Origin of the sequence: Hamadaea sp. NPDC050747, from assembly GCF_040654195.1 — a bacterium.
Lineage (GTDB): Bacteria > Actinomycetota > Actinomycetes > Mycobacteriales > Micromonosporaceae > Hamadaea.
Map to the genome: position 1 here is coordinate 53,985 of NZ_JBFAHM010000022.1, position 13,071 is coordinate 67,055.

10 protein-coding genes are annotated in these 13,071 nt (G+C 66.6%); 4 read left to right on the forward strand and 6 right to left on the reverse strand.

Translation table 11 applies throughout. From position 1 onward, the window contains the following. Window positions 1–94 precede the first annotated feature (94 nt). Complete coding sequence (locus AB0H43_RS36905) at window positions 95–523, forward strand: SRPBCC domain-containing protein (RefSeq protein WP_360007700.1); 429 nt, start codon at window positions 95–97, stop codon at window positions 521–523. Window positions 524–552: 29 nt separating this feature from the next. On the opposite strand, the gene AB0H43_RS36910 is transcribed toward AB0H43_RS36905, so the two are convergent. Then, a complete protein-coding gene (locus AB0H43_RS36910) occupies window positions 553–1,074 on the reverse strand; it encodes a hypothetical protein (RefSeq protein ID WP_360007702.1) in 522 nt (173 codons plus the stop codon). Window positions 1,075–1,285: 211 nt separating this feature from the next. Continuing rightward, window positions 1,286–3,595 carry a non-reducing end alpha-L-arabinofuranosidase family hydrolase gene (locus tag AB0H43_RS36915; RefSeq protein ID WP_360007705.1) on the reverse strand — a complete coding sequence of 770 codons (2,310 nt, stop codon included), beginning with the start codon at window positions 3,593–3,595 and terminating at the stop codon, window positions 1,286–1,288. A gap of 721 nt (window positions 3,596–4,316) precedes the next feature. Here AB0H43_RS36915 and AB0H43_RS36920 point away from each other — a divergent pair. Continuing rightward, complete coding sequence (locus AB0H43_RS36920; protein WP_360007708.1) at window positions 4,317–5,345, forward strand: LacI family DNA-binding transcriptional regulator; 1,029 nt, start codon at window positions 4,317–4,319, stop codon at window positions 5,343–5,345. A 63-nt stretch (window positions 5,346–5,408) separates the two neighbouring features. Here AB0H43_RS36920 and AB0H43_RS36925 read toward each other — a convergent pair whose 3' ends face one another. From AB0H43_RS36925 to AB0H43_RS36940, 4 genes are read right to left on the reverse strand one after another with little or no spacing between them, the layout of a single operon-like run. Further along, on the reverse strand, window positions 5,409–6,554 hold the full coding sequence (locus AB0H43_RS36925; protein ID WP_360007711.1) for a mandelate racemase/muconate lactonizing enzyme family protein: 1,146 nt from the start codon (window positions 6,552–6,554) through the stop codon (window positions 5,409–5,411). 1 nt (window position 6,555) lies between these two features. Then, entirely contained in the window at window positions 6,556–7,383 is an 828-nt protein-coding gene (locus tag AB0H43_RS36930; protein ID WP_360007713.1) for a carbohydrate ABC transporter permease, read from the reverse strand. After that, window positions 7,383–8,321, reverse strand: a complete 939-nt coding sequence (locus tag AB0H43_RS36935) for a sugar ABC transporter permease (protein WP_360007716.1) — start codon at window positions 8,319–8,321, stop codon at window positions 7,383–7,385. The genes AB0H43_RS36930 and AB0H43_RS36935 overlap by 1 nt, the downstream gene beginning before the upstream one ends. 9 nt (window positions 8,322–8,330) lie before the next feature. Beyond that, window positions 8,331–9,599, reverse strand: a complete 1,269-nt coding sequence (locus tag AB0H43_RS36940) for an extracellular solute-binding protein (RefSeq protein ID WP_360007718.1) — start codon at window positions 9,597–9,599, stop codon at window positions 8,331–8,333. Window positions 9,600–9,746: 147 nt separating this feature from the next. Between AB0H43_RS36940 and AB0H43_RS36945 the strand changes: the two genes are divergently transcribed. Together AB0H43_RS36945 and AB0H43_RS36950 are read left to right on the forward strand one after the other, a co-directional pair. Continuing rightward, window positions 9,747–10,514 (forward strand): FadR/GntR family transcriptional regulator, encoded by a 768-nt coding sequence (locus AB0H43_RS36945; protein ID WP_360007720.1) that lies wholly within the window; start codon window positions 9,747–9,749, stop codon window positions 10,512–10,514. 151 nt (window positions 10,515–10,665) lie between these two features. Further along, window positions 10,666–13,053, forward strand: a complete 2,388-nt coding sequence (locus AB0H43_RS36950) for an RICIN domain-containing protein (protein ID WP_360007723.1) — start codon at window positions 10,666–10,668, stop codon at window positions 13,051–13,053. Window positions 13,054–13,071: the final 18 nt, after the last annotated feature.

Genomic DNA, 13,071 nt, shown 5'->3' on the forward strand with positions numbered 1-13,071 from the left:
TCATGAACACTTGCTCATGAGCGTACGCTCATAATGGTCGGAACCGCCACCCGGACAGCGGAAGTGTCGGTGTGCCGGTCTACCGTCTCGATTCATGGATTACCTGCACACAGCGGTCGAGCTGCCCGGCGTGACGCCCGCCGAAGCGCTTCGCACGTTCACCGACGCGACGGCGGTCAGCGGCTGGTGGCGCGGGCAGTTGACGTTCGAGCCCCATCCCGGCGGCCGCTACCAGGTGGACTTCAGTCAGCTCGGCAGCGCGCTGACCGGGCGCGTCGTCGACTACGACCCGGCGATACGCCTGGTATTCACCTGGCAGTGGGACGGCACCGGCCCCACCTACCAGGTGGCGGTCACCCCGGAGGAAGTCGAGGACGGCAGCCGTCTACGGATCACCCACGGCCCGTACTCCGACTCGGCGGAGGACCTCGAAGAACGCAAGAGCCACGAAGACGGCTGGGCGTTCTTCCTGCCCCGCCTGGCTGCGCAGGCGGCTTCGGTCGCAGGAGACGAACCGGCCTGACCGGCCGCACCGCTGGACCGTGCGTTCGGTCAAGCCGACGGCATCATGCCGAGAGCTGTCAGCAGCATCGGCATGGCCACCAGAATGAAGCCCAGCACGACCGGAGCCCCGAGTACGCCGAGGACCGCGACACCTTTCCGAAGCTGGGTGCGACGTGAGTAGGAGATGGCGAGGATGCCATACCCGGCGGCGAGCAGCACGAAGAACAACACATAGCCGATACTGGCCACGGTGATCTGATCGGCGGAGCCCGCCAGGCCCGAGACCATGCCGATCGCCTGGACGACGCTGCCGAGCGCGTAGACGCCGAGCAACGCGAAGGCTCCCCACACCAGAAGCCCGAGAATTACGGGCGAAGACCGGCGGCGCACGACGGACGACAACGCCACGGCGGCTCCGGCGACCTTGAGCCCGACGACCAGCCAGTTCATCGCGCTGATCGCGGAGGAGTATTCGGCGTAGGGTCCGTCGGCGAAGTGGCCGGTCGCTTCGAACACCACGTTGACGGTTGCGAAGGCGAGACAGCACAGCGCGACCAGCCAAGAGGTCACGATGACACCGGCGGCGGGCCGCGTAGGCGCTTGCGGGGTTCCGATCACGGGACTGACGGAGATCACCTGGCAACGCTATGCGGCTCCCCGGGCCGAGCACTCGTCCCCGAGAACGAGATGAACCCTAGGGGCGGCGGAGTACTGACGTCAGGGTCCGCCAGTGGTCGGGTCCGGCACCGTGGCGCCGGACCCGACCGAGCTGTCAGTTCACCTAACGCTGCAGGGTGAGCACACCCGGCCGCCACGGGAGCAGGTTGTAGTCGCCGCCCGCGCTGGGGTTCTTGCCCTGGTAGAGGAACTGGAGGTTGCAGGGATCGATCGTCTTGGTCTGATCCGGGTTGGTGCGGACCAAGTCACCGTGGCTGATGTCGTTGGTCCAGGTCGCGCCGCTGTTGGCCTTGCCGGCGAACGGGTTGCTCTCGCTGGCGGCCTGGGGAGTCCACGAACCGCTGAGGCTGTTGGCCGTGAACGAGCGGAAGTAGCGCCCGTTCGAGCCGATCGCCTCGACGATCATCAGGTACTGGTTCTGACCCTGAACCTTGTAGACCTCGACCGCCTCGAACAGGTTGTTCGTGGAGTCGGTCATGACCGTCGTGTAGGTGGAACCGAAGCTGCCCGGGAAGTTCCCGATCGGCATGCTCTGCCGGTAGATCTTGCCGTTGTCTCCGGCGAAGAACAGGTACATGTTCTGGTCGTCGCCGATGAGGGTCTGGTCGATCACGCCGTACGGGGCGTCGGGAAGGGTGGCGGTGGACAGCGCCTGCGGCGAGGACCAGCCGTTGGCGTTGGTCGGGTCGCTGGAGGTCTTGTAGTTGAACGAGTTCGGACCCCACTGGTACGCCAGCACCCAGACGTTCTTGGGGGCGAAGTAGATCAGCGTCGGAGCAACGGTCCCCTGGCTCATCCCGGTCTGGGTGGCCGAGCCCATGTCGGACCAGTTGGTGAAGAGGCTGAAGTTCATCGAGCCGTACGAACCGCCGCTGTTGACGTCGGATCCGTAGACGAGGTGCTTGCCGTTGTAGACCACGTTGGTGAAGTCCTTGAGCGAAACCCAGCCGTTCTGCGGATTCGCCAACGCGCCCGTCGAGGTCCAGCGGTACGTCGAGGGGAGGGTGCAGCCGGTCGGCGTCGACGAGGACGGCGACGGCGAACTGCTGCCGAACTGCGTACGCCACTGCTGGTTGGTCTGCCCGTGGCAGTCGTACAACTGGATCTGCTGCCCGTTGGCGGTCCCCCACACATCCAGGCACCGGCCGGACTGTACGCCGCTGATGGTGCCGTTGGAGTTGATGTTCCACTGCTGGTTGGTCTGTCCGTTGCAGTCCCAGATGATGATCGCCGTGCCATTCGCGGTGGCCGCGCCGTTCGCGTCGAGGCACTTGTTGCCGTACACGGTCAGCTGCTTACTGGCGGTGTAGGTCCACTTCTGGTTGTTCTGCCCGTTGCAGTCGTAGAGCTGCACCCGGGTGCCGTTGGTCTGCGACGCGTTGGGCACGTCGATGCATCGGTTGGATGCCACCCCGACGATGGTGCTCGTCCCACCCGGTGTCGTGCCGCCGGTCGGCGACGTCGTCGGGTTGACGGCGTTGAGGGCGTTGAGCACCGACGTGTACGCCGGCTTCTTGTTGCCACCGCCGTCGAACAGCAGCGGGCTCTCACTGGAACGCCAGGAGTCGCTGTCGCGTACGCCCCACACCGTGATGCCGATGCAGCGGGACACGTTCATGCAGGCCTGGGTGAGTCCGGCGTACTGCGACGTGGACGCGTTGGTGACGTCGACCTCGGTCAGCGCCACGTCGACGCCCAGCGCCGCGAAGCTCGACAGCGTGGTCTGGAAGTTGCTCGGCAGCGAACTGCCGCCGGTGAAGTGAGTCTGCAGCCCCACGCAGTCGATCGGCACGCCCCGGGACTTGAAGTCCTGAATCATGCGGTAGACGCCCTGCGTCTTGCCGTACGACCAGTTCTCGATGTTGTAGTCGTTGTAGCACAGCTTCACCGACGGATCGGCCGCGCGAGCCGTGCGGAACGCCACCTCGATCCAGTCGTTGCCCGTGCCCTGCAAGTTGGACTGCCGCCGGCTGCCGTCCTCGTTGAACGCCTCGTTCACCACATCCCAGGCGGCGAGCTTGCCCTTGTAATGCGCCATCACACCGTTGATGTGATCGATCATCGCCTGACGCAGCGTCGAACCCGACAGGCTCTGCATCCAGCCCGGCTGCTGCCCGTGCCAGGCAAGCGTGTGGCCGCGTACCTTCATCCCCCGCTGGGTGGCCCAGTTGTAGATGTTGTCGCCCGCGCTGAACGTGAACTGCCCGCGCTGAGGCTCGGTGGCGTCGATCTTCATCTCGTTCTCGGCCGTCACCATGTTGAACTCGCGCCCGGCGATCGTCGTATACGTCGAGTCGCCGAGCCGGCCACCCGCGATCGCCGTCCCGAAATACCGGCCCGACTGGGCGGCCGCCGCGCCCAGCGTGCTCTCGGCCGCGTCCGCCGACGGCATCATCACCGCGGCCACCGCCACCGCCACGACACTGGCTGCGCCGACCGCGAGCGCTCTGACGATGAGCGATCTGTCCCGCCGGCTCTCACCACGATGGACTGATTGGCTGATATCCACCTTGGCCTCCTTACTGGCCAGCGCCCAAGCCGCCCTTGGCGGGGCGACTGGACGTCTCTATCGAGAGATTCATTCGCGCCAATGCTGCCATCGGTTCCTCGGTGCAAGCAATAGTTTTCGGAAAAGTTCCGGAAACATATTGAGCCGCGACGGCGAAGCAGAAAGGGCAGGTAGATACGGATCAGGCGGGGGCGCCGGCCTAACCGATAGAGAGGACTTCTGTGAAGTTTGTTAGCTGACGGTTTCCGGAAATTTCAGAACCCCTGTCACCGTCTTATGCGGACTAAGTCACTCTTATGGTGGCGTGAGCGGCCCAGCCATCCCGACGCCGTGTTCCCCGAACCGCACGTCCGGCGAGTCACTACCGACGGGAGCGCTCCCATCCGGACCGTGAGGCTGCCAGACCGCCGCGAAACATTCAAGTGCAAGGTTGGCTCGATTTCTCCGGAGGACCGTGTCCTCAAGCGGCTGTTCACCGAATCAGCCCAGGTCGAAGGCGATCCGGATGCGCGGATCGCGGTCGGCGCGGAAGCTGCCGTCCCCAGAAATTTCGCGATCGGGTCCGCCTTGAGGTCGTTGGAGCCGCGCAGCGTGGAGTTCGGCCGGCACTCCGTACACTCGCTGCATGTCGGAGAGCCCCGGACCCCACCGGCGACGGCGCCTCGGTGACCTGCCGGTGACGGCGATCGCCGAACTCGCCGGGGTCTCGGCGCCCACCGTGTCGAAAGTCCTCAACGGCCGACCTGGCGTCAGTGAGGAGACGCGCCGGCGGGTGGAAGTGCTTCTCCGGGACCACGGCTACCGCAAGGCGACACCCAACCAGCTGACCCGTCGCATCGAGGTCGTGTTCCACGGCATGCTGAGCTCCATCGCGATGGAGATCATGCGCGGAGTCGAGGAGGTCGCCGCCGTTCACGACATGACCTTCGGATACCTCGACGTGTTCCGGCGAAACAAGACCGAACCACTGTGGGTGGACACGCTGCTGCGTCGCCGGCCCGCCGCGGTGATCGCCGTGTCCTCGGCCGTCACTCGGCAGCACCGCGAAACGCTGGTGGAGGGCGGCATCCCACTGGTCGCGCTCGACCCCACCAGCGACCTGCACAGCACGCCGTCCATCGGTGCGACGAACTGGAGCGGCGCGCTCAATGCCACGCGGCACCTGCTCGACCTCGGGCACCGGCGGATCGGGGTGCTCTCCGGGCCGGTCAAGGACCTGTCTTCCCGGGCCCGCCTGGACGGGTTCCGGGCCGCCATGGACGCCGCGGGCATACCGTTCGACGAACACTTCTTGCGCAGCGGGCTGTTCACCTTCGAGCAGGGCCGAGACCTCGCGCTCGAACTGCTGCGCCTGCCCGAGCCGCCCACTGCGGTCGTCTGCGGCGACGATCTGCAGGCGCTGGGCGTCTACGAGGCGGCCCGCATCGTCGGGCTGCGTATCCCCGACGACCTCAGCGTGGTCGGCTTCGACGATGTGGAGCAGGCCGCCTGGTGCGCGCCCCCGTTGACCACGGTGCGCCAGCCGTTCGCGGAGATGGGCGCCGCCGCCGCGAAATGCGCCATCGCCCTCGTCGCCGGCCAGACGCCGAGCCGCACTCGCGTAGAACTCGCCACGACATTGATGGTGCGGGGCAGCACCGCGCCGCCGGCCTGACGACCCACGGACCCCACCGGCCAAGCTGTCGATCACCGGGTACACCTCAACCAGTCCCTCCGGTCATCGCCCGTCGGCGACGAGTCGGTGCCCCGCCCGTGCGGGCCGCACATGAGGCCCACTGCCGACTGTCTCGGGCCGGAAGGCGAGCGCCGCGATCGCGCCCTCGTCGACGTCCACGCCAAGGCCGGGCGAGTCGCCGAGGATGAAGGCACCATCCTCGATGGAGATGTCGATCGACAAACCGGTCGGTGGCTGAAGATCTTGCAGCTCGCTACCGAGGTGATTGGGGACCGACGCGGCCGCGTGCACGAGTCCGACGGGAGTGGTGCCGATCGGACTGACCGGAAGGTCGTGGGCGTGCGCCAGGGCGGCGACCCGTAGGAAATGGGTCACCCCCCAGACCGCGGCGGTCTGGACGACGTCCAGCGCCGACGCCGCGAGCAGTGGCCGGAATTGCTCCAGACCGGTCAGATTCTCCCCGCTGGCCACCGCCGCCCTGATGCCACGGCCCACGATCGCGAGCCCGTCGGCGTCCCAGCGGCGTACCGGCTCCTCGACCCAGATGAGATCGACGTGGCTTTCCAGCTCAGCGACGTGCCGTACCGCCTGCTTGCGATTCCATGACTCGTTGGCGTCGAGCATCAACCCCGGCCGGGCGCCGCCGCCCGCCCCGGCGAGGACCTCTCGGACCAGAAGCAGCCGGTCACGGTCGCGCTCGACGTCCAGGCCGCCCTTCAGCTTCGCCGAACGCAGGCCTCGGTCGGCATAGGCCTGATACGCCGTCACGAGGTCGTCGTCGGTCAGTCCGATGTCGAGGCCGGACGCGTACGCCGGAACACGACGATCGCGACCGCCGAGGAGCCGCCACAGTGGCTCGCCGGCCGCCTTCGCCTTGATGTCCCACAGTGCGGTGTCGATCGCCCCGATCGTGCCGAAGATCGTTCCGGCGTGGCCGGCTTTGAAGGTCTGGCGCAGCATGCGGTCGTAGAGCGCGGTCACCGCGCGAGGGTCTTCACCGTCGATCGCGGCGAAGATCGTGTCGACGGCGGTGTGGGGGCCGAGCCCGACACCCGAGAGACCCTCATCGGTGTCGATGACGATGATCGGCACCGTCGTGCGGCCGTTGTCGAACACGCCGTTGGCGTCGCCGACGGGGCGGCCCCAGTCCTGGATCGTGAACATCGTGCGGTATCCAGTGATGCGCATGTCAGCCCTTCGTGGCGCCGGCGGTGACGGCCTCGGTGATCTGGCGCTGGAACACCAGGTAGACGACCAGGATGGGAATCGCCGCGATGAGGACGCCCGCGGCGAACGTGGGGATGTCGTCGGAGTACTGACCGCGCAGGGACGTGATGCCGACCATGAGCGTCCGGTGCTGGGACGACGGCATCAGCAGCAACGCGATCAGCACGTCGTTCCAGCAGAACAACGCGTCGAGTACGCCCACCGACAGCAGCGCCGGTGCTCCCAGCGGAAGCATGATGCGCCGGTAGACCCCGTAGATGCTGCTGCCGTCGATCCGGGCGGCGTCCACGATGTCGGCGGGTATCCCGGTGTAGTAGCTGGTCATCAGGTAGATCGTGAAGGGCAGGAACTGCGCGACGTAGGCGAGGATCAGCCCCGGATACGTGTCGATCAGCCCGATGCCGGTCATGGTCCGGGCGAGCGGAACCATGATGACCTGGAACGGGATGAACAGGGCGGCGAGGCAGCCCAGGAAGAACCATCGCGAGCCACGGAACGGCAGATGACTCAGGGCGAACCCGGCCATCGATCCGAGCAGGAGCAGCAGAGCCACGGCGCAGACGACGGCGATGAGCGAGTTGACGAAGTACTGCGAGATGTCGGCGTTGACCCAAGCCTCCGACAGGTTGCTCCAGTGCGCGGTTCGAGTCGGCGCGAACCGGTCGAGGATGTAGTCGTGACGGGTCTTCAAGGCGACGTTGGTCGTGAAGAGGAGCGGATAGACGGTCGCCAGCGCAAGGGCGGCCATCGGCACCGCTGCGAGCCAACGGGTGCTGGGCGAAGCCCGCATCAATCCTCCCTCGTGGCTTTGCGAAGCAGGCCGATCTGGGCGAGGCCGACCACGAGCATCACCAGGAACAGCACGGTGGATGCGGCTGAAGCCAGCGCGGGACGGTTCATCTGGCCCTGCTGGATCCAGATGTAGTACTCCGGCAGGTACGTCGCGCCTCCGGGGCCACCGCTGGTCATGACGTAGAGCAGACCGAACATCGAGGTCAGCATGCCGATCATGGTGGTCACGAAGACGAACTGAATCGTGCGCGACAGGCCCGGCACGATCACGTGCCAGATCAGCTGACGCAGCGACGCGCCATCGGTTCTCGCGGCGTCCATCAACGTGGGATCCAGGGTGGCGAATCCGGACAGGAACACCACCAACCCCATGCCGAAGGTCGCCCAGATGTGCACCGCCGCCACGGTGACCATGGCGACTGCCGGGTCCCCGAGCCAATCCACCGAGCCGAGTCCCACGGCCTCCAGCGCGGCGTTGAGCGGCCCGTCGTACGCCAGCAGCAGCGTGAAGATGGACCCGACGATCACCGGCGACAGCACGGCGGGAAAGAAGTAGACGGTCCGGAACAGCCGTGCCCCGGGCACACGTAGATAGATGAAGGTCGCGAGCAGGCCGGGAATCGCCACCGCGATCGGCAGTAACAGCACCAGCAGCCCGACATTGCGCAACGCGATCCGGAAGACCGGATCGTGCAGCAGCTCGGCGTAGTTGTCCAGACCGACCGCTGTCCCGTCGCGTTCACCGTCCCCGGTGAACGAGAAGTTCACGCCGAGCAGCAGCGGCCACAGTCGAAGGCCGACGATGACCAGGACTGCCGGTGCGATCAGAACATAGGGCGCGAGCCGCTCCGGGCGTACGCGCCGCCGGCGGTTCGCCGAGGGGAGGCTGTTGGCCCGCCCGCTTTCCGAGCGGGCCAACAGCGGCGAGGTCGTCATCGAACGACCTCAGTTCGCCTTGTCGGCTGCCGCGAGCTGCGTGACCGCGGCGTCGACGCTGATCGAGCCCGCGAGGAGCTGCTGCGAAAGCCGTCCCAGGAGATCCAGTGTCTTGGCGGACAGAGCCACGTGCAGCGCCGGCTTGCCGGACTTGATGGCTGCGACGATCTCGGCGGCGGCGGGTCCGCTGGCGGAGGTGTCGATGGTCGTGTCCGACACGATGGCCCCTGCTCCGGTGTAGAAGGCTCGAAGCGCCTCCGTCGAGGTCAGGGAGCGGACCAGGTCAGCGGCGAGCGCCGGGTCCTTCGTCCACTTCGCCACCCCGTAGCCGATGCCGCCGTCGTACGCGAGGCTGGGTACCGCGCCCGGGGTGACCACCGGAGCCGGCATCACGCCGACGTTCTCCGGCTTGAGGAATTCGCCGAAGTCCTTCCAGTGCCCGATGTCGGACATCAGGCCGATGACGGTGGCCGCCTTGCCGGACTCGAACAGCGCGAACGAGTCGTTGAACATCGCGGTGGAGTTCGGGCCACTGGTGTTCAGACCAGCGTCCTCGGCCTGCTTCCAAAGCTGGAAGATGCGCTTCACGTTCGGCGACTGCCAGTCTCGTCTACCGGCGATCCAGTCGTCGTACTCCTTGGTGGTCAGGATCCCCGAGCCGAGCCCCGACAGGAAGAACTGGATGCCGTAGCCCTCCTTGTTGCCGAGGCTGAGACAACGCGCTCCGGTCGCCTTCTTGACGGCCGCGCATCCGGCGACGAAGTCGTCCCAGGTGGCCGCCGGATGCTCGGCGTCGAGCCCGGCCTTGGCGTACAGGGCCTTGTTGTAGTAGATCGGATGTCCCTGCAGCGTGACCGGCGCCGCCAGGGTCTTGTCGTCCTTGCGGAAGGCGTCCCAGCCGGCCAGCCGCTGCTTGTCCGGTGCGATGTACTGGTCGAGCGGCAGCAGGGAGTCGGCGCGATCTCGGATCTGGCCGCCGCCGTTGAACAAGACGACGTCCGGACCCTTGCCGGCTTGGACGGCCGCACCGAGCAAGGTGTAGTACTGGTCGAACGGCTGCGCGACGAACTCCACGGTCACGCCAGGGTGTTTCTTGGCGAAGTCGGCCTTCGCCTGTTGCACGTAACCGGCGGCGGCCTTGTCGCCGGACTTCCAGTCCCAGACCACGAGCTTGCCGCTCGTCTGCCCGGTGGAAGAACCTGTTCCCGACGCACTACCGCAGCCTGCGATGACCAACAGCGCTGTCAGCAGCGCGGGCCACACTGCTCGCTGACTCATGGCTCCCCACTCTCGGATAGACCGCCATCGCGGCCCCATAGATGGATGCCCAAACGTAAGTCGTATGATGTATGATGTCAACTCGCGAGAGCGAGTAGACTACCGACGACTTTGGGCACGGCTCGAAGCGCCGGACCGGAGGAGAGCATGGGGACAGTGCGACCGACCGCCAGCACACCACAGCCGCCGACCTGGGTGCAACGGCCCGCCAACCTCGCTCACGCGCTGGCGGCCGAGCTCGTGGAACGCATCGTCCAGGGCCGCCACCCCTCGGGCTCACCGCTGCCCCCCGAGCCCGCCCTGTGCGAGGCGTTCGGCGTCAGCCGCACGGTCGTCCGTGAAGCCGTCAAGATGCTGCAGGAGAAAGGGCTGGTTCAGGTCCGCCAGGGCGCCGGCACCGTCATCACCGCGCAGACCAGCTGGAACATGCTCGACGAGCTGGTGCTGGCCGCGACGATCGCGGTCGACGACACCTTGGCGATCCTTGACGACGTCGTGGTGACCCGCCGCCTCCTGGAGTCGGACATGGCCCATGTGGCGGCCAAGCTAGCGGACGCCGACGCGGTCGAGCGGCTGCGCGTCCTCGTGGATCAGATGGACGAACTCGTCGACGACCCCGTCGCCTACGCCGACTACGATCGCGCGTTCCACGACGTGGTCATGCAGACGTCGGGCAACCGGATCGCCCGCGCGGTCGTGCGGTCACTGGAGAGCCAGGTCATCAACACCGCCCGCTACACCGGCCGGACCGCACGCGAGCTGTGTGTGGCGTCGAATCAAGGGCATCGCCGCATCTACGAACGCATCGCCGCGCATGACCCGGCCGGAGCCGCCGATGCGGTCTTCCGGCACATCACCGAAGCGTGGCTGGTCCGCCGGGCGGCGTCTGGCGACCCCGTGCGCATCCAGCGCTAGCCGCTTCCATCGGTAAAGATACCTTTTTACATCTTTGAATTGACAGCATACGTCATACGACTTATGTTTTCGGGCATCGACGTGCCCGGGGTTCTGCCCGGCTCCTCGGGCGCGTCGCTTGACGCACGCCCATGCGATCGAGGAGCTTCAGATGTCCCTACCCGCACGCTCCATCGCCAGAATCCTCACCCTCTCCATGGCCACCGCGGCTGGAATCATCGCCGCAGTCGCCGGCGCCGCCCCGGCATCCGCCGCCGTCACCACCATCTACGTGGCTCCCTCCGGCTCGGGCAGCAGTTGCTCGTCGGCGCAGCCGTGTTCGCTGACAGCCGCGCAAGCGGCGGTCAGATCGATGAACAGCGCCATGGCCGACGACATCGTCGTCCAGCTGGCCGACGGGGTATACCGGCTGACCACTCCCCTACGGTTCAGCGCGGCAGACTCGGGAACCAACGGCCACACCGTCAAATGGCAGGCCGCACCGTCAGCGCGCCCGGTGATCACCGGCGCGCGTGCCGTCACCGGATGGACGTTGGCCGACTCCGGCCGCAACATCTGGCGCGCCAACGTCGGCGCCGGCATCGACAGCCGCCACCTCTATGTGAACGGCTCCGCCGCAGTGCGGGCGCGTACGACGCTCAACCGCTCCGACTTCACCGCCAACGGCAGCGGACTCGGCTTCAGCAGCAGCGCGCTGACCTACCTCAACAACCTGGCCAACAAGAGCCGCGTCGAGCTGGAAAGCATCGGATCGTTCACCGACCGATACGTGCCCGTGCAGAACATCACCGGCAACTTCATCACGATGCAGCAACCGGCCTGGAACAACAACAACTTCGGCTACGACACCTTCTGGAGCCCGTTCCGCGCCGGACCGCTCTACATCGAGAACGCGTACGAGTTCCTCGACACGGCCGGCGAGTGGTACCTCGACCCCAGCGCCGGCACCCTCTCCTACATCCCACGGCCCGGCGAGACCATGAGCAGTGCAAACGTCGAGCTGCCGACCTTGGACTCGCTGATCCAGGTGAGCGGCGCCTACGACGCGCCGGCCCACCACCTCGCCTTCTCGGGCATCACCTTCACCGGCACGAGCTGGCTGGGGGCCAGCAGCAACCAGGGGTATGCCGACCAGCAGACCGGCTCTTACATCGCCGGGAACTGGGCCTGGCCGGGCTTCGGATCCTGCACATCAGGTTGTACGCAGTTCGAGGCGACCCGGCCGGCCTGGCGGCAGATGCCGGCAGCGGTGCAGGTGTCCGCGGCCAACAACATCACCTTCAGCCAGGACCAGTTCGTCAACCTGGGGCAGACCGCCCTCGGCATCGGCAACGACCCCAACGCGCATGCCAGTGGGGTCGGTCTCGGAGCGGCTTCGATCTCGGTCACCCGATCGACCTTCGCCGGTGGCGCGGCTGGTGGCGTCGTCGCCGGCGGGGTCCAGGCCAACGCCCACCACCCGAGCGACTCACGCATGATCAACCGCGACCTCACCTTCAGCAACAACGTCGTGCACGACATGGGGCTGGACTACCGCGGCATCTCCTCGTTCCTGCCCACCTACGTCACCAACGCGACCATCACCCACAACGAGATCTACAACATGCCCTACTCCGGGCTGACCGTCGGCTACGGCTGGGGCGCCAACGACGCCGGGGGCAGCAACGACTACGCCAACCGCGGCCTGTACAACTACCAGCCCCGCTACAGCACCGCCACCACAGCGTCGAACTACCAGGTCACCGGCAACTACATTCACGACATCATGCAGTCGATGAACGACGGCGGCTGCATCTACACGTTGTCGGCGAATCCGAACGGAGTGATCCGCGACAACTATTGCCTGCGTCTGCACGGCTACTTCGGGGTGTACTTCGACGAGGGCTCGCGCTATTTCACGGCCACCTCCAACGTCTTCTCCACCAACGTCGGCTACCACTGGGCCACCATGAACTACTGCTGCAACAGCAACACCGGCACCGTCACGCTGACCAACAACTGGTATGACGGCGGCAGCACCAACCTCACCGACCCCGGTCACGCCAACACCGTCTCCGGTAACGTCCAGGTCACCAACGGCGCCTGGCCGACCGCCGCTCGGACGGTCATGACCTCGGCCGGAGCCCAGTCCGACGGCGGCGGCAGTCAGCAGAACGTGATGATCGTCGGAACCGCGTCGTCCCGGTGCGTCGACGTGCCTGGTTCCTCCACGACCAACGGCACGCAGGTGACGTTGTGGGACTGCCATGGCGGGACCAACCAGCGCTGGACCTACACCTCGGGCAAGCAGCTGACGGTCTACGGCACCAAGTGCCTCGATGCCAACGGGCAAGGGACCGCCGACGGCACCGCGGTCATCATCTGGGACTGCAACGGGCAGACCAATCAGCAGTGGAACGTCAACGCCGACGGCACGATCACCGGCGTCCAATCGGGCAAGTGCCTTGACGCCAGCGCAAACGCCACCGCCAACGGCACGAAGATCCAGCTGTGGTCGTGCACCGGCGGCAGCAACCAGAAGTGGGCTCTGCGGAGCTGAGCACCCCCGTTCCTCGCG

Bases quoted from the DNA above. Each gene is read 5' to 3' on its own strand.
- AB0H43_RS36925 (WP_360007711.1), bottom strand. From the start codon at position 6,554: ATGCGCATCACTGGATACCGCACGATGTTCACGATCCAGGACTGGGGC.
- AB0H43_RS36945 (WP_360007720.1), top strand. From the start codon at position 9,747: ATGGGGACAGTGCGACCGACCGCCAGCACACCACAGCCGCCGACCTGG.
- AB0H43_RS36950 (WP_360007723.1), top strand. From the start codon at position 10,666: ATGTCCCTACCCGCACGCTCCATCGCCAGAATCCTCACCCTCTCCATG.
- AB0H43_RS36905 (WP_360007700.1), top strand. From the start codon at position 95: ATGGATTACCTGCACACAGCGGTCGAGCTGCCCGGCGTGACGCCCGCC.
- AB0H43_RS36930 (WP_360007713.1), bottom strand. From the start codon at position 7,383: ATGCGGGCTTCGCCCAGCACCCGTTGGCTCGCAGCGGTGCCGATGGCC.
- AB0H43_RS36920 (WP_360007708.1), top strand. From the start codon at position 4,317: ATGTCGGAGAGCCCCGGACCCCACCGGCGACGGCGCCTCGGTGACCTG.
- AB0H43_RS36940 (WP_360007718.1), bottom strand. From the start codon at position 9,599: ATGAGTCAGCGAGCAGTGTGGCCCGCGCTGCTGACAGCGCTGTTGGTC.
- AB0H43_RS36935 (WP_360007716.1), bottom strand. From the start codon at position 8,321: ATGACGACCTCGCCGCTGTTGGCCCGCTCGGAAAGCGGGCGGGCCAAC.